Raw genomic sequence first — 24,963 nt, forward strand, 5'->3', positions numbered from 1 at the left:
ACGTGCACACCCCGATCCAGCCAGCAGCGTTCTCGGTCGGCCTCACCGGCGGCATCGGCTGCGGCAAGAGCACCGTGGCCGACCTGTTCGCCGAACTGGGCGCCTCGATCGTCGATACCGACGTTATCGCTCACAGCCTTACCGCCCCGCACGGACCGGCGATGCCGGCCATCCTGGCTGAGTTCGGTCCCGACTTCGCCACGCCCGACGGGGCGCTCGACCGCGCGCGCATGCGCACGCTGGTGTTCTCGGATGCGACCGCGCGCACGCGGCTGGAAGCGATCCTGCACCCGCGCATCCGCGACGCCACCGCCGCCGCCGCGGCCATCGCCACCGGACCCTACGTGATCTACGTGGTGCCGCTGCTGATCGAGTCCGGCGCCTGGCGCGAACGGGTGTCGCGCGTGCTGGCGATCGACTGTTCGGAAGACACGCAAGTGGCGCGCGTGATGCGCCGCAGCGGCCTCACGGCCGACGCGGTGCGCGCCATCATGGCGGCCCAGGTCACGCGCCAGCAGCGCCTGGCGGCGGCCGACGACGTCATCGGGAATGACGACGGCGTGGAGGCCTTGCGGCCCCAGGTCGAGCGCTTGCACAAACGATATCTTGCATTGAGTGTGTAACAAGAGTCATGCAGGGTTTGTAATTTTGCTCCGCATGGTTCAGAATCACATAGTTGCCATCCAGCCTACATTCAGAGGAATGTCATTTTGATCGTCTACGAATATCCTTTCAACGAGCGGATTCGCACGTTGTTGCGGCTGGAAGATCTGTACGAGAAGTTCAAGTTCTTTGTGCGCCAGGAACACCCGATGCAGCACCACGTGGCGCTGTCCACGATTTTCGACATGCTGGAAGTGGCCGGCCGCGCCGACCTGAAGTCCGACCTGCTGCAGGAACTCGAGCGCCAGAAGCAAAGCCTGCTGGCCTACCGCAGCAATCCGGCGGTCGAAGCCGACACGCTCGACGCCGTGCTGGAAGAACTGGACGCCGCCAGCAGCGCGCTGGTCGCGAGCCAGGGCAAGACCGGCCAGAACGTGCGCGAGAACGAATGGCTGATGAGCATCCGCGGGCGCACCATCATCCCCGGCGGCGCCTGCGAATTCGACCTGCCCTCCTACTACGCCTGGCAGAAGCGCCCGGCCGAGCAGCGCCATGCCGACATCATGGGCTGGTTCGGCCCGCTGGCGCCGCTGCTGGAAGCGCTGGCGCTGGTGCTGCGCCTGCTGCGCAACTCGGGCCTGCCTGTGAAGATGATCGCCACCGCGGGCAGCTACCAGCAGATGTTACAGGGTAAAATCTACCAGATGCTGCGCCTGACCCTGGACGAATCGCTCGGCGCGATTCCCGAGATCTCGGCCAACAAGTACATGCTGTGGGTGCGTTTCACCAGCCATGACGGCGACTGCAAGCCGAAAGCGCTGGAAGAAGACGTGCCGTTTGACCTGACCCTGTGTAATTTCTGATAGACCGTACCATGACCGTTGTAGCCTGCCCCACCTGTTCCAAGAAAGTCGAATGGACGGAGGCAAACAAGTTCCGCCCGTTCTGCAGCGAGCGCTGCAAGCAGATCGACCTGGGCGCCTGGGCCGAAGAGAAGTACGCCATTCCCGGCGCGGCGCCGCTCGATTCGCAGGACGAGCCGTCCAACGACCGGTAACGGTTCGAACGTAGGGTTGGCGGCTTCGCCGCCGACGCGTCGATTGTTATCGGCTCCGCTCTCGCGCCGGATGAATCTGATGCTAACTACCACCGCGTCGGCGGCGTAGCGCGGGGCCGCCGAGGCCGACCCTACGGACCATCCACCAGCTACGCGCGCTCGGGATAGCGCACCCGATCCAGCCACTCCAGCAGCGGAATCGTCGCCGGCAACAGCGGGCTGACGCCGTACGCGCCCTGCCAGGCAAACGCCTGGCCTTCCAGGCTTTGCGGCTCGCCGGTCCACTCGCGGCAGATGTAGAAATACAGGCGCACGTGCGCGTGTTCGTACACGTGCTCGACGCAGCACCAGGCTTCGCCGCTCACCACCTGCACGCCCAGTTCTTCCATGAACTCGCGCTGCAGGGCGGCGAAGACGTCCTCGCCCTGCTCCACTTTCCCGCCCGGGAATTCCCAGTAGCCGGCGTACGGCTTGCCCTGCGGGCGCTGGCCGAGCAGCACGTCGCCGTTGGCTTGCATCAGGATGCCGACGGCGACGTCGACCGGTTTCGCTTTCACTTCCACGTCCACTTCGGTTTCACGCATTGCTTGCATCATCCGGCAGCCTGCCGGCATAGTCCTTCGCGAATTGCCACGCCACCCGGCCCGAACGCGAGCCGCGCTGCAGCGCCCATTGCAAGGCTTCCGGGCGCGCGGCGGCGATTTGTTCCGGCGTGCAGCCGAAGCTGGCCAGCCAGTGTCCGGTGATCTCCAGGTAGTCGTCCTGTTTGAACGGATAAAACGACAGCCACAATCCAAAGCGCTCGGACAGCGAGATCTTCTCTTCGACCGTCTCGCCCGGATGCAGGTCGCCATCCTCACCGTGCCTGTAGCCGGCGTTGTCCGACATCTTTTCCGGCATCAGGTGACGCCGGTTGGAGGTCGCGTAGATCAGCACATTGTCTGACTGCGCGGCGATGCTGCCGTCGAGCGCCACCTTCAGCGCCTTGTAGCCCGCCTCGCCCTCCTCGAACGACAGGTCGTCGCAGAAGATCACGAAGCGCTCGGGCCGGCCGGCGACCAGGTCGACGATGTCGGGCAGGTCGGCCAGGTCGGCTTTATCCACCTCGATCAGGCGCAGGCCCTGGTCGGCGAATGCGTTCAGGCAGGCCTTGATCAGGGAAGACTTGCCGGTGCCGCGCGCGCCGGTCAGCAGCACGTTGTTGGCCGGACGGCGCAGCACGAACTGGCGCGTGTTCTGCTCGATCTGGCGCTTCTGGGCCTCGACGTGATGCAGGTCGCCCAGCGCGATGCCGGACGCGTGCAGCACTGGTTGCAAGAAGCTGCCGCTGCCATTCGGCTTGCGGCGCCAGCGGAAGGCGAAGCTGCGCTTCCAGTCCGGCTCGCGCGGATGCGCCGGCGGCAGCACGGCCTCCAGGCGCTCGAGCAGGCCCTCGGCGCGGCGCAGGAATCGCTCCAGATGCTGATCCAGCGTCGTCATCGGATCAGGAACGGTAGTCGGCGTTGATCGACACGTAATCGTGCGACAGGTCGCAGGTCCAGACGGTGGCGGTCGCATCGCCGCGCGCCAGCTTCACGCGCACGGTGATCTCGGACTGCTTCATCACGCGCTGGCCGTCTTCTTCCTTGTAGTCCGGATTGCGGCCGCCGGCCTTGGCCACCCAGACGTCGTCCAGGTACAGGTCGAGCTTGGTCACGTCCAGGTCGTCCACGCCGGCGTAGCCGACGGCGGCCAGGATGCGGCCAAGGTTCGGGTCCGACGCGAAGAAGGCGGTCTTGACCAGCGGCGAGTGGGCGATCGCGTAGGCGATCTTGCGGCACTCGGCCACATCGCGGCCTTCGTCGACGGTGATGGTCATGAACTTGGTCGCGCCTTCGCCGTCGCGGATGATCTGCTGCGCCAGGTTGCGCGAGATGTCGGTGACGGCTTCCTTCAGCGCCTCGTACTCGGGGCCTTCGGCGCTGTCGATCTGCAGGCTGCCCGCGCCGGTGGCGATCAGGATGAACGAATCGTTGGTCGAGGTGTCGCCGTCGATGGTGATGGCGTTGAACGAATGGTCGGCCGCGTGCTTGACCAGTTGATCCAGCACCGGCTGCGCGACCTTGGCGTCGAACGCCAGGTAGCCGAGCATGGTCGCCATGTTCGGCTTGATCATGCCGGCGCCCTTGCTGATGCCGGTCATGGTGACGCTGTGGCCGCCGATGGTGACGCTACGCGACGCGGCCTTCGGCTGGGTGTCGGTGGTCATGATCGCCTCGGCGGCGTTGAACCAGTTATCCGCCTTCAGGTTGGCCACCGCGGCCGGCAGACCGGCGACGATCTTCTGGATCGGCAGCTGTTCCAGGATCACGCCGGTGGAAAACGGCAGCACCTGGCCCGGTTCGATGTTCAACAGCCTGGCCAGTTCGGCGCAGGTGGCGTTGGCATTGGCCAGGCCCTGCTCGCCGGTGCCGGCGTTGGCGTTGCCGGTGTTGACCACCAGCGCGCGGATCGGCGCGCCGCCCTTGTTCACGGCTTCCAGATTGGCCTTGCTGACCTGGACCGGCGCGGCGCAGAAGCGGTTCAGCGTGAACACGCCGGAGACGGTCGCGGTCTCAGGCAGTTTCATGACCAGCACGTCCTTGCGGTTGGGCTTCTTGATGCCGGCTTCGGCGAAACCGATCTCGATGCCGGCGACCGGCTTCAAATCAGCAGCGATGGGCAGAGGGGAATTGACGGCCATGGTGATCTCGTTGGAAAAATTGTCGAATTCGTTATTGTAACGCCAGCGGCGGGCGACGAGAGCCGGACTGATTGTCGGAAAAGATTACAGGCCATGACACCGCAAGAGCGGACTTTATTATTTCTTCAAATTAATCAATCACCTGAAGACGACGGAGAACCGGGCATGTTACTTGCTCATCCATACAAGCCAGACTCGCCAACCGGGAACGGCTTCCAGTCACCCATCACTCAGGAGTTCTCATGCTGACCACCTTGCTGAAGATGTTGAGGAACGTTGCTGTTGTTGCGCTACTGTGTTCCGCCGGCGCCGCCCATGCCGGCCTGTACCAGTTCAACCTGACCGGCGACTACACGGCCAGCTGGCAAATGGAGTCGACCGTCCAGTCGGACGATAGCGCGGACGGTGTCGCCTTCGTGATGTATGACGTCGTGGGATCGTTCCCGGGCACGCTGCTCGGCCTGGCCGATCTGTACTTCTACAACGGCGAACAGGACGGTGGCTTCGAAATCTACGACTACTACAACGACTTCAGCCTGATCGTCGTCGACGGCCCACAGCTGTACAGCGGTTCCGAATTCATGCCGACCTTCCTGCTCGGGACGTTCAGCCTGGTCGACTCCTTCGGCGGCGCGGGCAGCTATACCCTGACCGTGACCGACCTCGACGCCGGCCCGGTCGACGTGCCCGAACCCGCCACCGCTGCCATGCTGATCGGCGGCCTGGGCCTGCTGGCCGCAGCCCGCAAACGCCGCCGCAACGGCTAAGCGCCCACCGAATCGCCCCAGCCCGGTGTCAGTGCCGACAAGTGGACACGGGCTGGACAGTGGCACAGCTGGCGCGCAACGCCCGCCACCGAAAACGGCTACCATGGGCCGTCATTCACTCATCCGCCAAGCGCCATGCCCGCTATCCAATCGCGCGTCCTGCGCCACGTCGTCCTGTTCTCGTTCAAGCCCGATGCCGATGCCGCCCAGGTCGACGCGGTGGTGGCCGGCTTCGCCGCCCTGCCCGAGCTGGTGCCCGGCATCCAGGCCTACGAATGGGGCACCAACGTCAGCCCCGAAGGCCTGAACGACGGCTTCACCCACTGCTTCACCTTGAGCTTCGCCAGCAACGAGGCGCGCGATACCTATCTGGAGCATCCGGAGCACCAGCGCTTCGTGGGCACGCTGGGCGGCTGCCTGGCGCGTTCGCTGGTGGTCGATTACTGGGCGGGCTGAAACGCGCTTGCCAGATACAAAAGGCGCGGGATAAGCGGCGCCGGTTGCCCGCTGCCCTCACCGCGTCATCACCGCGTCACAGACGCTGCCTAAGATGCGCTTCAATTTTGACGTCTCATCAACATTGAAGGGTTTCTCATGCACCACGCCGCACCGCTTCGCCGCCTCCCTCTCGCCATCGCCATCGGCGCCGCCCTCGCGCTGAGTGCCTGCGGCGGCTCTGACCACGACGACGGCGTCGGCGAAGTCGCCACCGTCATCCCGGCCGCTCCCGCCGACCAGGGCGCGGCCGACACGGCGCCGGTGCCGAACGTGACCGCCTTCGTCGACAGCGCCGCCACCAACCAGCGCGGCGACGCCCGCTACGCCACCCTGGCCACCAACGCCGGCGTGCGCGTATTGGGCGGCATGCTCGAGATCTGGAAGCCGCTGACCGAGATCGTCGACGCCGGCCAGAGCGCGCCGGCGGTGGACGGCTTCCCCGCCGTGGTGCAATCCACCTGGACCGGCGTGCCGAACGACGGCACCAATGGCGGCACGATCGTCAACGCCCAGGTCCACAACGCCAACATCGACTACGTGGTGCAGGCCACCCGCAACCGCACCCCGGAACAGACCCTGCTGGCCTACCTCGACGACCGCCGCGGCAAGGGCTACAGCGTCACCGCCGGCATGGGCCCGTTGACCGCCGCCTGGCGCACCGCCGCGCGCCAGACCACTACCATCAACGACATGCCGGTCGACGCCACCACCGTCAAGTACGAGGACGGCGGCAACAACAACGGCGTCGGCGGCGCCGCCAACGCCGACTTCGGCAAGGTGATCGACTTCGTCAACTCGATGGGCAACAACGGCTCGACCGAGCCGGCCAAGCGCTTCTACAAGTACGCGCGCCCCTACCGCTGGAGCAGCGCGGTGGCCGTGGTGCCGCAGCTGGAACCGGCCAAGAGCACGACGCCCGCCACCGACGGCGGCTTCACCAGCGGCCACTCGGCCGAAGCCACCCGCAACGCCATGGCCATGGCCTACGTGCTGCCCGAGCGCTACCAGGAACTGGTGGGACGCGGCCTGGAACTGGGCGAGAGCCGCATCCTGGCCGGCATGCACTCGCCGCTGGACGTGATCAGCGGCCGTGTCCAGGCGCAGGCGGTGGCGGCATCGAACATGATCGCCGCCGGCGCTTCGGTGCGCGCCGACGCCGTGGTCCAGGCCCACGCCACCCTGATGAAGCTGACGGGCACCACGGCCGCCACCTTCCCGGCGTATGCCACCTCGGGCACGCCCGCCACCGACCGCTTCGCCGACTATGCCGCCAGCCGCGCCAACTACGTGCGCCGCATGACCTATGGCCTGCCGCAGATCGGCGCCGCCAACAAGCCGGCCGTGGTGCCGAAGGGCGCCGAGGTGCTGCTCGAAACCCGCCTGCCCTACCTGAGCGACGCGCAGCGCCGCGTGGTGCTGAAAACCACGGCGATCGCCTCCGGCTACCCGACCCTGGACGATGCCGAAGGCTGGGGGCGCCTGAACCTGTTCACCGCCGCGGACGGTTACGGAGCCTTCAATGGCAACGTCGTCGTCAACATGGACGCCGCCAAGGGCGGCTTCCACGCGAGCGATCGCTGGCGCAACGACATCACCGGCAGCGGCAAGCTGGTCAAGCAGGGCAGCGGCGCTCTCAAGCTGGGCGGCAAGAACAGCTGGACCGGCGGCACCCAGCTCGAGGCAGGTACGCTGGAAGCGCTGTCGACCAGCGCCTTCGGCAACGGCGACGTCCACGTCGCCGGCGGCGCCAGCGTCATCGTCAACGCACCGGCGGCCTGGTCGTAGGCGGCAAGTACACCCAGTTGAGCGGCGCCACGCTGGAACTGCGCGTCGGCGCTTCGCAAGGCCAGCTGAACGCCACCGGCGCCGTCACCATCGGCGGCGGCGCCCTGCGCATCAAGTTCGTGGACGGCTACAAGCCGGCCGCCGGCGCCACCCTCACCGTCATCAGCGCCGGCAGCCTGAGCGGCAAGTTCGACAGCATCACGGTCGACGGCTTCAGCGTGACGCCGACCTACAGCGCCAAGGGCCTGCAGCTGCGCCTGGGCGCATAAGCGGCAACACGTCGTACCGAGGCCGGCGCCGAGCACAGCGCCGGCCTCTTTTTTTCGTGGTCGCCTTTAGTTTCCGTTGTGATATCTTTCCAAGGATTATCAAAAGCGGAAGACGATCAATGAAACGCATCGCCCTTGTATGTACCAGCAGCCTGCTGGCCGCCTGCGCCACCCAGCCAAAGCCGATCACCGACTACACCGCCAGTTCCGGCGGCGAGCGTAGCGCCGACCAATTGCAGCTCGACTTCGAAAAAGCCGACCTCAAGCTGCGCATCGAACCGGCCACGCGCACCATCCGCGGCGACGTGGCGCTGACCTTCGGCGCGCGCGCCGCGGTCGACCGCATCGAACTGGACCTGGACCGCAACCTGCCGATCGACGCGATCGAGGTCGACGGCCGGCCGGTGGCCGCGACCCAATGGCGCAACCCGGAAGGCAAGCTGACGGTCGACCTGCCGCAGCGCCTGCAGGCCGGGCGCCGGACCACGGTGCGGGTGCAGTATCACGGCACCCCGCACGTGGCCAAGCGCGCGCCGTGGGACGGTGGCTTCGTGTGGTCGAAGACGGCCGACGGCCAGCCCTGGGTCGCCACCGCGGTGCAGGGCGAAGGCTGCGACCTGTTCTGGCCGTGTATCGACCACCCGACCGGTAAAGCAAGAATCGTCGAATCGCACATCACGGTGCCGGCGCCGCTGGTCGCGGCCGGCAACGGCGTCCCGCTCGGCATGGACGAGAAGGACGGCTGGCGCACCTGGCACTGGCGCGCCAGGAACCCCAGCACCTACGGCATCTCGATCAACGTCGGCCCCTATAAACTGCTGGAGGGCGACTACAAGAGCCGCTACGGCAACACCATCCCGCTGCGCATGTGGTACCTGCCGCAAAGCGAAGGCAAGGTGCGCGAGCTGTTCGCCGAGATCACGCCGATGCTCGACTTCTTCGAGAGCACAGTGGGGCCTTATCCATTCGGCGACGAAAAGATGGGCGTGGTCGAGACCCCGCACAAGGGCATGGAACACCAGACCATCAACGCCTACGGCAACGAGTACGCCAAGACCTCGTTCGGCTACGACGACCTGATGCAGCACGAGTTCGCCCACGAGTGGTTCGGCAACCAGCTCACCAACGCAAACTGGGACGACATGTGGCTGCACGAGGGTCTCGGCACCTACATGCAGCCGCTGTACATGCAGTACCTGCGTGGCGACCAGGAATATTTCGCCTCACTGCAGCAGCACCGCGCCGCGATCCGCAACAAGGCGCCGATCGTGACCGGCAAGCCGATGACCGAAGAACAAGTGTATGACCTCGACAAGGGCGGCCCAGGCCTGGACATCTACATGAAAGGCTCGCTCGTGATGCACACGCTGCGCGGCCTGGTCGGCGACGCCGTGTTCCTGCGCACGGTGCGCGAGATCGTGTACGGCACGCCGGACCCGCGTCCCGGCTCGCTGGCGCCGCGCTACGGCACCACGCGCGAATTCATCGACATCGCCAACCGCAACAGCGGCAAGGACTTGAACTGGTTCTTCCAGGCTTACCTGTACCAGGCCGCCCTGCCCGAGCTGAAGGCGACGCGCCAGGGCGACACCCTGCAGCTGGCGTGGACCACCGAGAAGAACACGCCGTTCCCGATGCCGGTGGACGTGCGCGTCGGCGGCAAGATCGTGACGGTGCCAATGGTCGACGGCCGCGGCAGCATCACGGTGCCGGCCGGCGCCACGTACACGCTAGATCCGCATTCGAAGGTGCTGCGCCGCGAAGAGCACATCGAGCGCTTCCAGCAGTACCAGGAAGAGCAGAAGAAGAAGAAAAAGGCGTAGGGTTGGCGGCTCTGCCGCCGACGCGGTGATGGTTGGCCGCGAGATCATCCGGCACGATACCGGAACCGATCACAATCACCGCGTCGGCGGCCGAGCCACCAACCCTACGTTGAAACGTATGTGGGGCACAGAAATGGTGAAACACACGTGAACCCAACACGTTGACGCATACCCAAATAAAAAACGGCCGGATCGCTCCGGCCGTTTTTTTACGTCCCTGCCAACCCGGCTTACGCCAGCTTGCCGTGGCACGCCTTGAACTTCTTGCCGCTGCCGCATGGGCATGGGTCGTTGCGGCCGACCTTGATGCCCATGTAGGTGCTGTGGTCCTCGGCCGCCACCGGGGCGCCGCCGGCGTTCGGGGCCGGGTTCGGATTGAGCAGCTCTTCCGGCGCGGCCGACGGGTTGAAGTCGGCGTGCTGGTAGTTGACGTTTTCCAGCGCCGCGACCTGCGCCGCCATCGCCGCTTCGGCCGCTTCGACTTCCTCGCGGGTCTGGATGCGCACGGTCATCACGGTGCGGATCACTTCGTTCTTGATCTGGTCCAGCATGCCGCCGAACAGCTCGAACGCTTCGCGCTTGTATTCCTGCTTCGGGTTCTTCTGGGCGTAGCCGCGCAGGTGGATGCCCTGGCGCAGGTGGTCGAGCGCCGCGAGGTGCTCGCGCCAGTGGGTGTCGACGCTTTGCAGCATCACGTTGCGCTCGAAGCCGCCGAACGACTCCTTGCCCACCACGCCGACCTTGCCGTTGTACGAGTCGTCGGCAGCCGCCAGCACGCGCTCGAGGATGTCGTCGTCGTTCAGGTTCGGCTCGTCCTGCAGCATCTGCTGCAGCGGCACCACCAGGTTCCATTCGCCGGCCAGGGTCGCTTCCAGGCCCTTGATGTCCCACTGCTCTTCGACCGATTCGGCCGGCACGTAGCTGCGCACCACGTCGGTGAACACGCCGGCGCGCAGGCTGGTGATCATCTCGCTGATGTCGGTCGACTCCAGCAGTTCGTTACGCTGGGTGTAGATCACCTTGCGCTGGTCGTTGGCGACGTCGTCGTATTCCAGCAGCTGCTTGCGGATGTCGAAGTTGCGCGCCTCGACCTTGCGCTGGGCCGATTCGATCGAGCGGGTCACGATGCCCGCTTCGATCGGTTCGCCTTCCGGCATCTTGAGGCGGTCCATCACCGCGCGCACACGGTCGCCGGCGAAGATGCGCAGCAGCGCGTCGTCCAGGCACAGGTAGAAGCGCGAGGAACCCGGGTCGCCCTGGCGGCCGGAACGGCCGCGCAGCTGGTTGTCGACGCGGCGCGATTCGTGGCGCTCGGTGCCGATGATGTGCAGGCCGCCGGCGTTCACCACGTGGTCGTGCAGCGACTGCCATTCGTCACGCAGGGTTTGCGACTGGGCCGCTTTCTGCGCGTCCGACAGGTTCAGGTCGGCTTCGATGATCTGGATCTGCTTGCCGACGTTGCCGCCCAGGACGATGTCGGTACCGCGGCCCGCCATATTGGTGGCGATGGTGATCATCTTCGGACGGCCGGCCTGGGCCACGATCTCGGCTTCGCGCGCGTGCTGCTTGGCGTTCAGGACGTTGTGCGGCAGGTTCGCCTTGGTGAGAATGCCGGACAGCAGTTCGGAGTTCTCGATCGAGGTGGTACCCACCAGCACCGGCTGGCCGCGCTCGTAGCAGTCGCGGATGTCGATCAGCATCGCGTTGTACTTCTCTTGCGACGTCTTATAGACCTGGTCTTGGCGGTCCTTGCGCTGCGACGGACGGTTCGGCGGCACCACCACGGTTTCCAGGCTGTAGATTTCCTGGAATTCGTAGGCTTCGGTGTCGGCGGTGCCGGTCATGCCGCCGAGTTTGGCGTACATGCGGAAGTAGTTCTGGAAGGTGATCGAGGCCAGGGTCTGGTTCTCGTTCTGGATCTTGACGCCTTCCTTCGATTCCACGGCCTGGTGCAGGCCGTCGGACCAGCGGCGGCCGGTCATCAGGCGGCCGGTGAATTCGTCGACGATCACCACTTCGCCGTTCTGCACCACGTAGTGCTGGTCCTTGTGGTACAGCACGTGCGCGCGCAGGGCGGCGTACAGGTGGTGGATCAGGGTGATGTTGGCGGCGTCATACAGCGAGGCGCCTTCCGGCAGCAGGCCCATTTGCGTCAGGATCGCTTCCGCCTTTTCGTGGCCGGCCTCGGTGAGCAGCACGGTGTGCGCTTTTTCGTCCTTGGTATAGTCGCCCGGGACTTCGATCTTGCCCTTGCCGTCCGGCGTTTCTTCGCCGATCTGCAGGGTCAGCTGCGGCGGCAGCGAGTTGATCTTGTGGTACAGGTCGGTATGGTTCTCGGCCTGGCCGGAAATGATCAGCGGCGTACGCGCTTCGTCGATCAGGATCGAGTCGACTTCGTCGACCACGGCGAAGTTCAGGCCGCGCTGCACCCGTTCGCGCAGGTCGTAGACCATGTTGTCGCGCAGGTAGTCGAAGCCGAATTCGTTGTTGGTGCCGTAGGTAATGTCCGAGCCGTAGGCGCTTTGCTTGCTGCCGTGGTCCAGCTGCGACAGGTTGACGCCGGTGGTGAGACCCAGCCAGCCGTACAGCTGACCCATCTGTTCGGCGTCGCGCTGGGCCAGGTAATCGTTGACGGTGATGACGTGCACGCCCTTACCGGCCAGTGCGTTCAGGTAGACCGCCAGCGTCGCCATCAGGGTCTTGCCTTCGCCGGTTCCCATTTCGGCGATCTTGCCTTGGTGCAGGACCATGCCGCCGATCAGCTGGACGTCGAAGTGGCGCATCTTCATCACGCGCTTGGCCGCTTCGCGGCAGACGGCGAAGGCTTCCACCATGATGTCGTCCAGGGTCGCGCCCTTGGCCAGGCGGTCCTTGAATTCCGGGGTCTTGGCTTGCAGTTCGGCGTCCGACAGCTGCTCCATCTGCGGCTCGAGCGCGTTGATCTGACGCACGGTCTTTTGATATTGCTTGAGCAGTCGCTGATTACGGCTGCCGAAAATCTGGGTCAGGAATGACATGCTTAGTTTCTAAAAAATACGCCGCAAAGGCAGCCAGGATGGGAGCCAAGATGATATCAAACTGATACGCACCAAAGACCGCGTTAGGCAAATAACTACTGATTTTATCATGCGATCCGGCCACACTTGGGGATGATGGGCAGGATAACAAGACGTGTCCGTGTGAAAATGTTATCAGTATGCATCATGCACGGACATCGTGCGCCGGGGCTGCGGGTCATGGCGGCGCGACCCGGCGCGGCGCTGCGGCGCGCGGCAACGATGCGCCGGGGCGACATCCCCGGCTGCGCCTCCTTGCAAATGGCGCGCGCTGTGGTAAGGTCCCGCCATGCAGCAATCTCCTCCCAAGCGCCCCTTCCATATCTTCGGTACCAGGAACCGGGTGACTTCGCACGTCGCCACCGATTTCCTGCGCGCCAACGACCGCATGGCCAGCCTGCTGCCGGCGGCCAACCGCATGGCGCGCCTGCAGGCCGACTGCGCCGCCGCGCTGCCGGCGATCTTCAATAACTGCGACGTGCTGTCGTTCCAGGAAGGCGTGCTGACCATGGCCGTGCCCAGCTCGGCGCTGGCGGCGCGGCTCAAGCAGAATCTGCCAAAGCTGCAGGCGACGCTGCAGGGGCGCGGCTGGCAGGTGGAATCGATGCGGATCAAGGTGCAGGTGACGCGCGCGCTGCCGGACAAGCCGCAGATGCGCAACCTGGAATTGCCGCCGACGGCGGTGCGGGCGTTCGAGGAACTGGCGGAATCACTGCCGGATAACAAGCAGAACCGGGATCTGGTGGCGGCGCTCAGGGCGCTGGCGGCGAAGCGCAAGTGAGGGGGCTTGCTTGCCCGCGATGTTGCTTGCGGTGCGAGTGATGAAACGAATCGTGTGCGGCTTCGGTTGGGGAACTTGGATTCCCGCGCAGGCGGGGATCCAAGTTCGCACCACAGCCACCTGCGCGCGCAGCAGCCACCAACCGTCGCCAACCCGGCGCAGAATCAGCTGAGCGCCCACTCCCGCGTCACCTGCTGCACATACGACACCGGCGCCGCCTGCAGCGAATCAAACGTCACGATCTCGTACGAATCCGGCTGCGCCAACAAGGCGCGCAGCAGTTCGTTGTTGAGCGCATGCCCCGACTTGTGCGCCGTATAGCTGGCCAACAGCGGATGCCCGACCAGATACAGGTCGCCAATCGCGTCCAGGATCTTGTGGCGCACGAACTCGTCTTCGTAACGCAGCCCGTCCGCGTTCAGAATCCGGTATTCGTCCATCACGATCGCATTTTCCAGCGAGCCGCCGCGCGCCAGCCCCATGCCGCGCAGGCTCTCGACGTCCTGCATGAAGCCGAAGGTGCGCGCGCGCGCCACGTCGCGCACGTAGGTGATGTCGCCGAAATCGACGGTGGCGCGCTGCATGGTGCCGTCCACCGCCGGATGGTTGAATTCGATGAAGAAGTCGAGCTTGTAGCCGTCGTGCGGCGACAGGCGCGCCCACTTCTCGTTGTTGCCGCTGCCCTGGCGCACCTCGACGTCTTTTAGAACGCGGATGAACTTGCGCAGGGCCGGCTGGTCTTCGACCCCGGCCTGCTGCAGCAGGAACACGAACGAGGACGCCGAACCGTCCATGATCGGGATCTCTTCGGCGGTGACGTCGATATACAGGTTGTCGATCCCGAGGCCAGCGCAGGCCGACATCACGTGCTCGACGGTCGAGACGCGCACGCCGTCCTTCATCACGACCGAGGCCATGCGCGTGTCGCCGACCACGTCGGCGCTGCTCGGAATTTCGACGATCGGATCGACGTCGACGCGGCGGAAGATGATGCCCGTGTCGGGCGCGGCCGGACGCAGGGTGAGCTCGACCTTGCGGCCCGAGTGCAGGCCCACACCCGTGGTGCGGACCAGTTCCTTGATGGTTCGTTGTTTCAGCATGCGCCGATTATAGCCCAGCGTTTTACGGCGTGCTGACGGCCCCTATTCCCTGGCGGAAACGATCGTGGCAAGGGCGCCACGCCGGCCGATCATGCCCTCCCGATCGCGCTCGCGCGCATTGTCTGGATGTCATCGCTCCGTCATGCAGGAAAGCTACATTGGCGACGTTCGCAGCGTTAGCTGCGCGACAACAAACGCTTGCCGATCAACGTCCCGCACCGGAACACGCCATGACTTCACGCCGCAGATTCCTGCACAACAGCGCCCGCGCCGGCATCGCCGCCGCTACCTACGCCGCCTTCCCGCCCGCCATCCAGCGCGCGCTCGCGATCCCCGCCAACAACGCCACCGGCACCATCCGCGACGTCGAGCACGTCGTGATCCTGATGCAGGAAAACCGCGCCTTCGACCATTACTTCGGCACCCTGGCCGGCGTGCGCGGCTTCGGCGACCGTTTTCCGATCCCGCTGCCGGAAGGCCGCAGCGTATGGCAGCAGCGCAAGGCCGACGGCAGCGTGATGACGCCGTTCCACCTCGACGGCAGCCGCGGCAACGCCCAGCGCGCCAACGGCACCCCGCACGATTGGCTCGACAGCCAGCTGGCCTGGGACAACGGCCGCATGGACCAGTGGCCGCGCTACAAGAACCCGATCTCGATGGGCTACTTCAAGGAAGCCGAGATCCCGTTCGCCTTCGCGCTGGCCAACGCCTTCACCGTGTGCGACGCCTATCACTGCGCGATGCACACCGGCACCGACGCGAACCGCTCGTTCTTCCTGACCGGCACCAACGGCGCCGTGCCGACCGGCACCGCCTTCGTCACCAACGAATGGGATGCGATCGACGGCACGGCGAGCGGCGTCAACACCGGCTACACCTGGACCACCTACGCCGAACGTCTGGAAGCGGCCGGCGTGAGCTGGATCAGCTACCAGAACATGCCCGACGAATGGGGCGACAACATGCTCGGCGCGTTCAGGCAGTTCAAGCGCGCCAACCTCGCCTCCGGCTTCCCGGTCTCGAGCGGCGGCGCGCCGAACCAGCCCTACACCAACACCGGTCAGGCCCTGCCCTACCACGCCTACGACGCCGCCACCGACAACCCCGGCAACCCGCTGTACAAAGGCATCGCCAACACCCTGCCCGGCAGCACGCCCGAGCAGTACCTGGACGCCTTCAAGCGCGACATCCGCGACGGCAAGCTGCCGCAGGTCTCGTGGATCAACGCACCCTCGATCTATTGCGAGCATCCCGGCCCATCGAGCCCGGTGCAGGGCTCCTGGTTCCTGCAGGAGGTGCTGGACGCGCTGACGGCGAACCCCGAGGTCTGGAGCAAGACAGTCCTGATCGTCAACTTCGACGAGAACGACGGCTATTTCGACCACGTGCCTTCGCCTTCCGCGCCGTCGCCCGACGGCAAGGGCGGCTATGCCGGCAAGACCACGCTGGCGGCCGCCGACCTGGGTCCCGAGTACTACACCCATCCGCGCCCGCTAGGTAGCACCAAGCAGCCGGCGCCGGACGGCCGCGTCTACGGGCCGGGGCCGCGCGTGCCGATGTACGTGATCTCGCCATGGAGCCGTGGCGGCTGGGTCAATTCGCAGGTGTTCGACCACACCTCGGTGCTGCGCTTCCTGGAAGCGCGCTTCGGCGTGCGCGAGCCGAACATCGGCCCGTTCCGGCGCGCCGTGTGCGGCGACCTGACCAGCACCTTCAACTTCAAGACGCCCAACGACGAAGTGCTGCCGGCGCTCGCCGGCCGCAGAAGCCGCAGCCAGGCCGACGCCCTGCGCGCCGCCCAGCAGCGCCTGGCGCAGATCGCGCCACCGAGCGCGCCGCAGATGCCGCAGCAGGCAGTCGGCACCCGGCCCTCGCGCGCGCTGCCGTACGAGCTGGCGACCACCTGCGAAGTGCAGCCCGGCGCTACCATGGCGGCGGCGCGGGTGGCGCTCACCTTCCTCAATACCGGCCGCCAGGGCGCCGTATTCCACGTGTATGACCGCAAGAACCTGGCGGCGGTGCCGCGCCGCTACACGGTCGAAGCGGGCAAGTCGCTGGCGGACGTGTGGACGCCGGCGCCCGGCGGCGCCTACGACCTGTGGGTGCTGGGGCCGAACGGCTATCACCGCCACTTCACGGGCAGCGCGCTGCGCGCCGTGGCGGCCGGCCAGCCACGTCCGGACGTGCAGGTGCGCTGCGACGCCGCCAGCGGCGAACTGGTGCTGCGATTGGTGAATGCCGGCGCGGCGCCGTGCACTTTCATCCTGGATGCGAATGCCTACGCGGCGCTGCGCCAGCAGCACACGCTGGCAGCGCGCACCGAACTGACGTTGCGCATTCCGGTGGCCGCCAACGGCTACTGGTACGACTTCAGCGCCACGGTGGCCGGCCAGCCCGACTACCTGCGGCGCTTCGCTGGCCGCGTCGAAACCGGCCGCCACACGGTCAGCGACCCGGCACTGGGCCGCGTCTGAATCATCTTATATAAAGGAATGCCATGTCTGCCATCTTCCGCAACGTCGCACTGAGCGCCGTCCTCGCCCTGTGCGCGCCCTTCGCTTCGGCCACCGTGCTGACCTTCGACGACATCGTCGGTCCCGACGCCAATGCCTCCGTGCCCACCAACTACGGTGGACTGGACTGGTCGAACGCCGGCCTGTCGGTGTTCACCGGCGCGCAGGATCCGTTCACGCCGCACTCCGGCCAGGGCCGGGTCACCACCGACTGGAGCGACAGCTGGCCGGTCGCCAGCACCATCCGCTTCCTGGCGCCGACCGTCTTCAACGGCGCCTGGTTCGCCGGCTACGCCGACAGCAGCGTGCAGCTCGACCTGTACTTCGGCGGCCAGCTGGTGGCCAGTTCGGCGTTGCTGCAGCTCTCCAGCACCCCGGCCTTCCTGGCCGCCGGCTGGGGCAGCGCGATCGACACGGTGGTCGTGACCACCGGCGTGCCGGGGTCGTACGTGATGGACGACTTCAGCTTCGACGGCGCGGCCGAGGTGCCGGAACCGGGCTCGCTGGCGCTGGTGCTGGCCGGCTTCGGCCTGGCCGGCGCGGTACGCCTGCGCCGCAGCTAGTCGTCAGGGATGCTCCGCCTCGACGTGTTCTTTCTCGTGGCGGATCAGGTACAGGCCGCTGCCGATGATGATGGCGGCCCCCAGCATGGTCCAGCTGTCCGGCAGTGCGCGCCACAGCAGCCAGTCCATGCCGACGCCCCAGGCCAGCGCCGAATACTCGAACGGCGCCACGCTCGACGCTTCGCCGCGCGAGAACGCCTCGGTGATCGCCAGCTGGCCGATGAAGCCCGACAGCGCCAGGCCGGTCAGGAGTGGAATCTCGCTGGCCGGGATCGGCACCCAATCTGGCGCCGCCAGCGCCGTGCCGCCGACCGCGATCAGCACGATCAGCCAGAACACGGTGTGTTCGTTGCGGTCGGTGCGCGCCAGCACGCGCACCGTGATGGCGGAAATCGCATAGCAGCTGGCCGAGGCCAATATCGCCAGTCCGCCCACCGTCAGGAAGCCCGCGCCGCTCGGACGCAGCACCACCAGCACCCCGCACATGCCGACGCCGATCGCGATCCAGCGCGCCAGATCCACGCGCTCCTTCAGCAGCAGCACCGACAGCGCCGTGATCAGGGCCGGCGCGATGAAGAAGATCGAATACGCTTCGGCCAGCGACAGCTGGCGCAGGCCGTAGGCGAACAGCGCCAGCATCAGGATCCCGAGCACGCCGCGCAGCAGGTGCATCGGCCAGCGCACCCGGAATATCCCCCTGAAGGCGCCGCGCCAGGCCACGTAGGCCGCCACCAATGGCAGCGAACACAGGGCGCGCAGCGCCGCCACCTGCAGCGCCGGATAGCGCGCCGACAGCAGCTTCATCGCCGTGTCCATCAGGGCGAACATGAAGACGGCGAGCAGCATGGCGTAGATGCTGTACAGGTTTCCGGATGGGCGCTTCACGATGCGGGTCCTATATAACGGTGAGAACAAAAACGGCGCCGCAGCGCCGTTCGGATTGCGACGCGGGCGAAAGAATCAGCCGAGCTTTTGCAGCATCGCTTCGGCGCTGGAAGCTTCGACACCCTTGGCGTCGATGTCCAGGCTCTTGACCACGCCGTCTTCGACCAGCATCGAATAGCGCTTCGAGCGGGTGCCCATGCCGTGTTGCGAGAAATCGTTGTCCAGGCCCAGGGCCTTGGTGAAAGTGGCGTTGCCGTCGGCCAGCATGCGCACGATGCCGGTGGCTTTCTGGTCGCGGCCCCAGGCGCCCATCACGAAGGCGTCGTTGACCGAGATGCACCAGATTTCGTCGACGCCTTTAGCCTTGATGGCGTCGGCATGCTTGACGTAGCCCGGCACGTGCTGCACCGAGCAGCCCGGGGTGAATGCGCCCGGCAGGCCGAAGATGACGATCTTCTTGCCCCGCACCAGGTCCGCCACCTGGAAAGTATTTGGACCCAGGGTGCAGCCTTCGGTTTCGGTCTCGATGAATTCGGCCAGGGTGCCTTCAGGCAGGCGTTCGCCGATCTGGATGGTCATGTGTGCTCCTTGTTGATATTTTGGGAATCTTGTCATTATCGCCGATCCGGGAATGGCGTGCTGAGGATCGCCGGCGGGCGCATAAAACAAAAGGCCAGCTTGCGCTGGCCTTTTCACTCATGGGCAAGTCGCGGCTCAGTCAGCCTGCTTGCGCAGGAATGCCGGAATATCGTACGTCTCGACGCCGTTGCGCTGCATCGCCTGCACCTGCTCGGATGCCTGCTCGCGGCGCCACACGGCCGGCTGCTTCATGCCGCCCAGGGCGTCGGCGCTGGCCTTGCCCGCGGTCAGGCCGCCGGCCACCGCCGCCGCACCCTGCATCACCGGCGCGTCGTAGGTGCCGGTGCGCAGCTGCTGCTGCGGCTGGACCAGCGAGATCGACTTCTTGTTCTTGCCCAGGCCGGTCGCGACCACGGTCACGCGGATCTCGTCGCCCATCGCGTCGTCGTAGGCGATGCCCTGTGCGATCGAGGCGTCCGGTGCGGCGAAGGCGCGCACGGCGGCCATGACTTCCTTGATCTCTTTACCCTTCAGGCCACGCGACGCAGTCACGTTGACCAGCACGCCCTTGGCGCCCGACAGGTCGATGCCGTCCAGCAGCGGCGAAGCGACAGCCTGTTCGGCGGCGATGCGCGCGCGGTCGACGCCGGCGGCGGTCGCGGTGCCCATCATGGCCTTGCCCTGCTCGCCCATGATGGTCTTGACGTCGTTGAAGTCGACGTTGATGTGGCCCGGCACGTTGATGATCTCGGCGATGCCGGCCACCGCGTTGTTCAGGACGTCGTCGGCGTGCTTCATCCAGTCGAGCATCGATTCGTCTTCGTAGATGTCTTCCAGCTTTTCGTTGAGGATGACGATCAGGGAGTCGACGTGCTTGGTCAGTTCTTCCAGGCCTTCTTCGGCCACGTCCATGCACTTCTGGCCTTCGTACGAGAATGGCTTGGAGACCACGGCCACGGTCAGGGCGCCCATGGTCTTGGCCACTTCGGCCACGATCGGGGCGGCGCCGGTGCCGGTGCCGCCGCCCATGCCGGCGGCGATGAAGACCATGTGCGCGCCACGCAGCGCATCCTCGATGCGCGAGCGCGACTGCTCGGCGAGCTGGCGGCCGATCTCCGGACGCATGCCCGCGCCCAGGCCCGATTCGCCGATCTGGATGACGTTGTTGGCGCTCGAGGCGGCCAGCGCCTGCGCGTCGGTGTTGGCGGCGATGAACTCGACACCGGACACACCTTTGTTGATCATGTGCTGGACTGCGTTGCCGCCGGCGCCGCCGACGCCCACGACCTTGATCACCGTCCCCAGTGCTGCGTTATCGACCATATCGAACTCCATGATGACTCCCTATATTCAGAAATGCTGTTCCAGGGACGAAGCCTTAGCGTGCTTGATGCGCTGCCTCATGCCGGTAACTAGCGATTGTATTTAAAAACCTTGTACCCGTGACGAATTTTCGTTACCAAATTTGTTACCAAGTGCTTAGAAATTCCCGGCTATCCATTCTTTCATCCGCTGCCAGACCGCCTTCACCGACCCGTCCTGCCGAGTGACGATGTGTCCCCGCAGGTACTGCTTCTTCGCTTCGAGCAGTAGACCGAGCACGGTGGCGTAGCGTGGGCTGCGTACCACATCTGCCAGCTGTCCGCGGTAGTCCGGCGTGCCGAGGCGCGCCGGCTTCAGGAAGATGTCTTCCGCCATCTCGATCATGCCCGGCATGATGGCGCTGCCGCCGGTCAGGACGATGCCCGACGACAGCACGCCTTCGTAGCCCGACTCGCGCACCACCTGGTGCACCATCGCGAACAGTTCCTCCACCCGAGGCTCGATCACGGCCGCCAGCGCCTGGCGCGACAAGGCGCGCGGGCCGCGGTCGCCGAGACCTGGCACTTCGAGTGTCTCGCCCGGATCGGCCAGTACCTGCTTGGCCACCCCGTAGCGGATCTTGATATCTTCTGCTTCCCCGGTCGGCGTGCGCAGCGCCATCGCCACGTCGCTGGTGATCTGGTCGCCCGCGATCGGGATCACCGCCGTGTGACGGATCGCGCCGTCCGAGAACACCGCGATGTCGGTGGTGCCGCCGCCGATATCGATCAGCACCACGCCCAGTTCCTTTTCGTCGACCGTCAGCACCGCGTCGGCGGAAGCCATCGGCTGCAGGATCAGGTCCGAGACCTCGAGACCGCAGCGGCGCACGCACTTTACAATGTTTTGCACCGCGGATACCGCACCGGTGACGATGTGCACCCGCACTTCGAGGCGAATCCCGCTCATGCCGATCGGCTCGCGCACGTCTTCCTGGTTGTCGACGATGAATTCCTGCGGCACCGTGTGCAGCAATTGCTGGTCGGTCGGGATGTTGACCGCCTTGGCGGTCTCGATCACGCGCGCCACGTCGGTGGCCGTCACTTCCTTTTCCTTGATCGCCACCATCCCGCTCGAATTGAACGAGCGGATATGGCTGCCGGCGATGCCGGCGTAGACGTTGCGGATCTTGCAGTCGGCCATCAGCTCGGCCTCTTCCAGCGCGCGCTGGATCGATTCGACCGTGGCCTCGATGTTGACGACCACGCCCTTCTTCAACCCCCTCGACTCGTGCTGACCGAGGCCGATCACCTCGTGGCGTCCGTCGGACATCACCTCGGCGACCACGGCCACCACCTTGGAGGTGCCGATGTCGAGGCCGACGATCAGGTTTTTCGCGTCTTTTGTCATTGCTGTTCGCCTGCTAGATTTGCTTGGTTGTTTTGTTGTTCGGCTGCGCCGGCGTGCTGCCGTGCGGCTTGGGTTCTGGTTTCTTCTTCGCGGCCTTCACCGGCTTGGTTGCATCCGCCGGCACCGTCAGCGCCGCCGACGACAGCGCCAGGCCGGTCGGATAGCGCATGTCGATGGTGTCGATGCGCCCTTCCTGCAGCCTGGCGACCAGCTGCGGATAGACGCCGACCAGGCGCTGCACGCGTTTCTTCAAGGTGTTGCGGTCCTGCTCGCGTCCGAGTTCGACGCTCATGCCGTTGTCCAGCCTGACGGTCCAGGCGTAGCGGTCCGACAGCGACAACGAGCGCGGCACCAGCTGCACCGGCGCGAACGCAGTGCGCAGTTCGGAGAAGCGCCGCAGCACGTCCTTCTCGCTGCCGGGCGGACCTTCGAACGCCGGCAGCGCCAGCTCGTCCTCGGTCTCGGCGATGTTGGCGGTGAACACGTCGCCCTTCACCGACAGCAGGCGGCCTTCGTCGCCCCAGGTGCCGATCGCTTCGTGTTCTTCGACTTCCACCACCAGCGCGTTCGGCCACTCGCGGCGCACGGTGGCGCGCCGCACCCAGGGCACGGTCTCGAAGGTGGTGCGCACCTGGTCCAGGTCGGCGGTGAAGAAGTTGCCGCGCAATTTGCCGACCACGCCGTTGCGCACGGTGAGCGCGTTGACGTGCTTCAGGTCGATCCCGTACATGCTTTCCACCGTCACCGTGCGCAACGCGAACATCGGCCGCTGCGACAGCCACCAGACGCCCGTGACCAGGGCGGCGAGCACCGTCGCCGCCGTCATGAAACTGGCGGTCGCGTTGAGGGCGCGGACGTCATGCCACATGGTTCATTATTCCTTTGCTTTGCCCTTGCCGCCCATCTTGAGCCGCGCCGAACGCAGGATCTCGATGCACAGGTCTTCGTAGCCGATACCGACCGCGCGCGCCGCCATCGGCACCAGCGAGTGGGTGGTCATGCCGGGCGAGGTGTTCACCTCCAGCAGGAAGGGGCGCATGTCGCTCTCGCGCACCAGCACGTCGACCCGGCCCCAGCCCTCGCAGCCGAGCGCGCGGTAGGCATTGACGGCGTGGCGCTGGATTTCCTGGGTCAGCGCCTCCGGCAATGGCGCCGGGCAGTGGTACTGGGTGTCGTCGGTGAAGTACTTGTTCTGGTAGTCGTACTTGCCTTCCGGGGCCACGATCTCGACGATCGGCAGCGCGCGCGCCGCCGCGCCCTGGCCCAGCACGGCGACCGTAAACTCGCGGCCGGTGACGAATTCCTCGGCCAGCACCGCGTCGTCCATGCTCGCCACCAGCGCGATCGCTTCTTTCAGCTGGCCGATTTCGGTCACCTTGGTGATGCCGATGCTCGAGCCCTCGAGCGGCGGCTTGACGATCAGCGGCAGGCCCAGCTTGGCCACCACGGCATCGAGGTCGCTGTCGGCGTCGATCGTCGCGTACTGCGGGGTCGGCACGCCTTCGGTCAGCCAGATCTTCTTGGTGGTGATCTTGTCCATGCCGATGCTCGACGCCATCACGCCGCTGCCGGTGTACGGGATGCCGAGCTGCTCGAGCGCGCCCTGCAGGCTGCCGTCCTCGCCGTAGCGGCCGTGCAGCGCGATGAAGACGCGGTCAAACTTCTGCGCGGCCAGGTCGGCCAGGCTTTGCGTGCCCGGGTCGAAGGCGTGGGCGTCGATGCCGCGGCTTTGCAGGGCCTGCAGCACGCCGTTGCCGGAAATGAGGGAGATCTCGCGTTCGGCGGAGCGTCCGCCGAACAGCACGCCGACCTTGCCGAAAGCGGCGGCATCGAAAGTGGTGGTCGTGGTCACGGTGTCAGGCCTTTGCGTTGGTCAGTTGGTGGGGAACGCCGCTGATCGAGCCGGCGCCCATGGTCAGCACGACGTCGCCGTCGCGCGCGATGTTCATGATCGCGGCCGGCATGTCGGCGATGGCTTCGACGAAAATCGGCTCAAGCTTGCCCGAAGTGCGCAGCGCGCGCGCTAGGGCGCGGCCGTCGGCGGCCACGATCGGCGCCTCGCCGGCCGGATACACGTCGCCCAGCAGCAGCACGTCCGGGGTGGCCAGCACCTTGACGAAGTCTTCGAACAGGTCGCGCGTGCGGCTGTAGCGGTGCGGCTGGAACGCCAGCACCAGGCGCCGGCCCGGATAGGCGGCGCGCGCGGCGGCCAGCGTCACCTCGGTCTCGACCGGGTGGTGGCCGAAGTCGTCGACCAGGGTAAAGCTGCCGCCGGCCGGGAGCGCCACTTCGCCGTAGCGGGTGAAGCGGCGGCCGACGCCGCGGAATTCGAGCAGGCCGCGCGCGGTCGATGCATCGTCGATGCCGATCTCGCGCGCGATCGCGATCGCCGAGCAGGCGTTGAGCACATTGTGCATGCCCGGCTGGTTGAGCACGAATTTGGTGTCCGGATAGCCTTCCTGGCGCACCGTGAAGTGCATCTGCACGCCTTCGGCGTAGGCGTCCAGCGCGCGCACCTCTGCTTCTTCCGAGAAGCCGTAGGTGGTGACCGGCTTGGTCACCTGCGGCAGGATCGAGCGCACGTGCTGGTCGTCGATGCACAGCATCACACGGCCGTAGAACGGCAGGCGGTGCGTAAAGTGCACGAACGCCGACTTCAGTTTCTCGAAGTCGTGCTCATAGGTTTCCATATGATCGGCGTCGATGTTGGTGATCACCTCGATCATCGGCGACAGGTTCAGGAACGAGGCGTCCGACTCGTCGGCTTCGGCCACGATGTATTCGCCGCTGCCCAGCGCCGCATTGGCGCCGGCGGCGGTCAGGCGTCCGCCGATGACGAATGTCGGGTCCATGCCGCCGGCCGCCAGCACCGAGGCCACCAGGCTGGTGGTGGTGGTCTTGCCGTGGGTGCCGGCAATCGCGATGCCGCGCTTCAGGCGCATCAACTCGCCCAGCATGATCGCGCGCGGCACGATCGGCGTCTTGTTGGCGCGTGCGGCCACCACTTCCGGATTGGCTTCGTTGACGGCGGTGGACGTCACCACCACGTCGGCGCCCGCCACGTGTTCGGCGGCGTGGCCGGTGAACACGCGCGCGCCCAGTTCGGCCAGGCGCTGGCTGGCGGCGTTGCTGTTCAGGTCCGAGCCCGACACCTTGTAGCCCAGGTTGACCAGCACCTCGGCGATGCCGCTCATGCCGCTGCCGCCGATGCCGACGAAGTGAATGTTCTTGATCTTGTGTTTCATCTGTA

Annotated in this window: 21 protein-coding genes and 1 pseudogene; 10 read left to right on the top strand and 12 right to left on the bottom strand. The window is 66.0% G+C overall.

Going from position 1 to position 24,963, the window contains the following annotated elements:
• Nucleotides 1-2 precede the first annotated feature (2 nt).
• From coaE to yacG, 3 genes are all read left to right on the top strand, one after another.
• On the top strand, nucleotides 3-623 hold the full coding sequence (gene coaE / locus QPK27_RS03960) for a dephospho-CoA kinase (protein ID WP_290416900.1): 621 nt from the start codon (nucleotides 3-5) through the stop codon (nucleotides 621-623).
• Between the two features lie 87 nt (nucleotides 624-710).
• Nucleotides 711-1,466: a cell division protein ZapD gene (gene zapD / locus QPK27_RS03965; protein WP_290416901.1), complete on the top strand. Its 756-nt coding sequence runs from the start codon at nucleotides 711-713 to the stop codon at nucleotides 1,464-1,466.
• A gap of 11 nt (nucleotides 1,467-1,477) precedes the next feature.
• The gene (gene yacG / locus QPK27_RS03970; RefSeq protein ID WP_290416902.1) at nucleotides 1,478-1,660 is read left to right on the top strand and encodes a DNA gyrase inhibitor YacG; all 183 of its coding nucleotides are present in this window, start codon (nucleotides 1,478-1,480) and stop codon (nucleotides 1,658-1,660) included.
• A 149-nt stretch (nucleotides 1,661-1,809) separates the two neighbouring features.
• On the opposite strand, the gene QPK27_RS03975 is transcribed toward yacG, so the two are convergent.
• From QPK27_RS03975 to argJ, 3 genes are read right to left on the bottom strand one after another with little or no spacing between them, the layout of a single operon-like run.
• Nucleotides 1,810-2,244 carry an NUDIX domain-containing protein gene (locus QPK27_RS03975; protein ID WP_290416903.1) on the bottom strand — a complete coding sequence of 145 codons (435 nt, stop codon included), beginning with the start codon at nucleotides 2,242-2,244 and terminating at the stop codon, nucleotides 1,810-1,812.
• On the bottom strand, nucleotides 2,237-3,139 hold the full coding sequence (locus QPK27_RS03980) for an ATP-binding protein (protein ID WP_290416904.1): 903 nt from the start codon (nucleotides 3,137-3,139) through the stop codon (nucleotides 2,237-2,239). The genes QPK27_RS03975 and QPK27_RS03980 overlap by 8 nt, the downstream gene beginning before the upstream one ends.
• A 4-nt stretch (nucleotides 3,140-3,143) precedes the next feature.
• Complete coding sequence (gene argJ, locus QPK27_RS03985; RefSeq protein ID WP_290416905.1) at nucleotides 3,144-4,382, bottom strand: bifunctional glutamate N-acetyltransferase/amino-acid acetyltransferase ArgJ; 1,239 nt, start codon at nucleotides 4,380-4,382, stop codon at nucleotides 3,144-3,146.
• Nucleotides 4,383-4,624: 242 nt separating this feature from the next.
• Between argJ and QPK27_RS03990 the strand changes: the two genes are divergently transcribed.
• The 4 genes and pseudogenes from QPK27_RS03990 to QPK27_RS04005 all read left to right on the top strand — a co-directional run bounded on the left by QPK27_RS03990 (nucleotide 4,625) and on the right by QPK27_RS04005 (nucleotide 9,524).
• A complete protein-coding gene (locus tag QPK27_RS03990; RefSeq protein ID WP_290416906.1) occupies nucleotides 4,625-5,149 on the top strand; it encodes a PEP-CTERM sorting domain-containing protein in 525 nt (174 codons plus the stop codon).
• Nucleotides 5,150-5,284: 135 nt separating this feature from the next.
• Nucleotides 5,285-5,605 carry a Dabb family protein gene (locus QPK27_RS03995; protein ID WP_290416907.1) on the top strand — a complete coding sequence of 107 codons (321 nt, stop codon included), beginning with the start codon at nucleotides 5,285-5,287 and terminating at the stop codon, nucleotides 5,603-5,605.
• Nucleotides 5,606-5,743: 138 nt separating this feature from the next.
• Nucleotides 5,744-7,701, top strand: a pseudogene (locus QPK27_RS04000) (phosphatase PAP2 family protein).
• Nucleotides 7,702-7,820: 119 nt separating this feature from the next.
• Complete coding sequence (locus tag QPK27_RS04005) at nucleotides 7,821-9,524, top strand: M1 family metallopeptidase (protein WP_290416908.1); 1,704 nt, start codon at nucleotides 7,821-7,823, stop codon at nucleotides 9,522-9,524.
• A 230-nt stretch (nucleotides 9,525-9,754) separates the two neighbouring features.
• Here QPK27_RS04005 and secA read toward each other — a convergent pair whose 3' ends face one another.
• Complete coding sequence (secA, locus tag QPK27_RS04010) at nucleotides 9,755-12,541, bottom strand: preprotein translocase subunit SecA (protein WP_290416909.1); 2,787 nt, start codon at nucleotides 12,539-12,541, stop codon at nucleotides 9,755-9,757.
• Between the two features lie 328 nt (nucleotides 12,542-12,869).
• Here secA and QPK27_RS04015 point away from each other — a divergent pair, with 328 nt between their 5' ends.
• Entirely contained in the window at nucleotides 12,870-13,361 is a 492-nt protein-coding gene (locus tag QPK27_RS04015; protein ID WP_290416910.1) for a DciA family protein, read from the top strand.
• Between the two features lie 164 nt (nucleotides 13,362-13,525).
• On the opposite strand, the gene lpxC is transcribed toward QPK27_RS04015, so the two are convergent.
• Nucleotides 13,526-14,461: a UDP-3-O-acyl-N-acetylglucosamine deacetylase gene (lpxC, locus tag QPK27_RS04020; protein ID WP_290416911.1), complete on the bottom strand. Its 936-nt coding sequence runs from the start codon at nucleotides 14,459-14,461 to the stop codon at nucleotides 13,526-13,528.
• A 230-nt stretch (nucleotides 14,462-14,691) separates the two neighbouring features.
• Between lpxC and QPK27_RS04025 the strand changes: the two genes are divergently transcribed.
• Nucleotides 14,692-16,935, top strand: coding sequence for a phosphocholine-specific phospholipase C (locus QPK27_RS04025; RefSeq protein ID WP_290416912.1), 2,244 nt, complete (start codon nucleotides 14,692-14,694; stop codon nucleotides 16,933-16,935).
• Nucleotides 16,936-16,958: 23 nt separating this feature from the next.
• Nucleotides 16,959-17,537: a PEP-CTERM sorting domain-containing protein gene (locus QPK27_RS04030; RefSeq protein ID WP_290416913.1), complete on the top strand. Its 579-nt coding sequence runs from the start codon at nucleotides 16,959-16,961 to the stop codon at nucleotides 17,535-17,537.
• 3 nt (nucleotides 17,538-17,540) lie between these two features.
• Here the strand turns inward: QPK27_RS04030 and QPK27_RS04035 are convergent, their stop codons facing one another.
• The 7 genes from QPK27_RS04035 to murC all read right to left on the bottom strand — a co-directional run bounded on the left by QPK27_RS04035 (nucleotide 17,541) and on the right by murC (nucleotide 24,958).
• On the bottom strand, nucleotides 17,541-18,383 hold the full coding sequence (locus tag QPK27_RS04035) for a DMT family transporter (RefSeq protein WP_290416966.1): 843 nt from the start codon (nucleotides 18,381-18,383) through the stop codon (nucleotides 17,541-17,543).
• A 114-nt stretch (nucleotides 18,384-18,497) separates the two neighbouring features.
• Nucleotides 18,498-19,001 carry a peroxiredoxin gene (locus QPK27_RS04040; RefSeq protein WP_290416914.1) on the bottom strand — a complete coding sequence of 168 codons (504 nt, stop codon included), beginning with the start codon at nucleotides 18,999-19,001 and terminating at the stop codon, nucleotides 18,498-18,500.
• Between the two features lie 135 nt (nucleotides 19,002-19,136).
• The gene (gene ftsZ, locus QPK27_RS04045; protein WP_290416915.1) at nucleotides 19,137-20,336 is read right to left on the bottom strand and encodes a cell division protein FtsZ; all 1,200 of its coding nucleotides are present in this window, start codon (nucleotides 20,334-20,336) and stop codon (nucleotides 19,137-19,139) included.
• A 144-nt stretch (nucleotides 20,337-20,480) separates the two neighbouring features.
• Nucleotides 20,481-21,713 carry a cell division protein FtsA gene (gene ftsA / locus QPK27_RS04050; RefSeq protein WP_290416916.1) on the bottom strand — a complete coding sequence of 411 codons (1,233 nt, stop codon included), beginning with the start codon at nucleotides 21,711-21,713 and terminating at the stop codon, nucleotides 20,481-20,483.
• 13 nt (nucleotides 21,714-21,726) lie between these two features.
• Nucleotides 21,727-22,581 carry a cell division protein FtsQ/DivIB gene (locus tag QPK27_RS04055; RefSeq protein WP_290416917.1) on the bottom strand — a complete coding sequence of 285 codons (855 nt, stop codon included), beginning with the start codon at nucleotides 22,579-22,581 and terminating at the stop codon, nucleotides 21,727-21,729.
• 6 nt (nucleotides 22,582-22,587) lie between these two features.
• On the bottom strand, nucleotides 22,588-23,565 hold the full coding sequence (locus QPK27_RS04060) for a D-alanine--D-alanine ligase (protein ID WP_290416918.1): 978 nt from the start codon (nucleotides 23,563-23,565) through the stop codon (nucleotides 22,588-22,590).
• 4 nt (nucleotides 23,566-23,569) lie between these two features.
• The gene (murC, locus tag QPK27_RS04065) at nucleotides 23,570-24,958 is read right to left on the bottom strand and encodes a UDP-N-acetylmuramate--L-alanine ligase (protein ID WP_290416919.1); all 1,389 of its coding nucleotides are present in this window, start codon (nucleotides 24,956-24,958) and stop codon (nucleotides 23,570-23,572) included.
• Nucleotides 24,959-24,963 lie beyond the last annotated feature (5 nt).

Origin of the sequence: Massilia sp. YIM B02443, from assembly GCF_030411955.1 — a bacterium.
Taxonomy (GTDB): Bacteria; Pseudomonadota; Gammaproteobacteria; order Burkholderiales; family Burkholderiaceae_D; genus Telluria.

Coding starts and splice junctions, on each gene's coding strand:
- yacG (WP_290416902.1), top strand. CDS start 1,478: ATGACCGTTGTAGCCTGCCCCACCTGTTCCAAGAAAGTCGAATGGACG.
- QPK27_RS03975 (WP_290416903.1), bottom strand. CDS start 2,244: ATGCGTGAAACCGAAGTGGACGTGGAAGTGAAAGCGAAACCGGTCGAC.
- QPK27_RS03980 (WP_290416904.1), bottom strand. CDS start 3,139: ATGACGACGCTGGATCAGCATCTGGAGCGATTCCTGCGCCGCGCCGAG.
- argJ (WP_290416905.1), bottom strand. CDS start 4,382: ATGGCCGTCAATTCCCCTCTGCCCATCGCTGCTGATTTGAAGCCGGTC.
- QPK27_RS03990 (WP_290416906.1), top strand. CDS start 4,625: ATGCTGACCACCTTGCTGAAGATGTTGAGGAACGTTGCTGTTGTTGCG.
- QPK27_RS03995 (WP_290416907.1), top strand. CDS start 5,285: ATGCCCGCTATCCAATCGCGCGTCCTGCGCCACGTCGTCCTGTTCTCG.
- QPK27_RS04005 (WP_290416908.1), top strand. CDS start 7,821: ATGAAACGCATCGCCCTTGTATGTACCAGCAGCCTGCTGGCCGCCTGC.
- secA (WP_290416909.1), bottom strand. CDS start 12,541: ATGTCATTCCTGACCCAGATTTTCGGCAGCCGTAATCAGCGACTGCTC.
- QPK27_RS04015 (WP_290416910.1), top strand. CDS start 12,870: ATGCAGCAATCTCCTCCCAAGCGCCCCTTCCATATCTTCGGTACCAGG.
- lpxC (WP_290416911.1), bottom strand. CDS start 14,461: ATGCTGAAACAACGAACCATCAAGGAACTGGTCCGCACCACGGGTGTG.
- QPK27_RS04025 (WP_290416912.1), top strand. CDS start 14,692: ATGACTTCACGCCGCAGATTCCTGCACAACAGCGCCCGCGCCGGCATC.
- QPK27_RS04030 (WP_290416913.1), top strand. CDS start 16,959: ATGTCTGCCATCTTCCGCAACGTCGCACTGAGCGCCGTCCTCGCCCTG.
- QPK27_RS04035 (WP_290416966.1), bottom strand. CDS start 18,383: ATGCTGCTCGCCGTCTTCATGTTCGCCCTGATGGACACGGCGATGAAG.
- QPK27_RS04040 (WP_290416914.1), bottom strand. CDS start 19,001: ATGACCATCCAGATCGGCGAACGCCTGCCTGAAGGCACCCTGGCCGAA.
- ftsZ (WP_290416915.1), bottom strand. CDS start 20,336: ATGGAGTTCGATATGGTCGATAACGCAGCACTGGGGACGGTGATCAAG.
- ftsA (WP_290416916.1), bottom strand. CDS start 21,713: ATGACAAAAGACGCGAAAAACCTGATCGTCGGCCTCGACATCGGCACC.
- QPK27_RS04055 (WP_290416917.1), bottom strand. CDS start 22,581: ATGTGGCATGACGTCCGCGCCCTCAACGCGACCGCCAGTTTCATGACG.
- murC (WP_290416919.1), bottom strand. CDS start 24,958: ATGAAACACAAGATCAAGAACATTCACTTCGTCGGCATCGGCGGCAGC.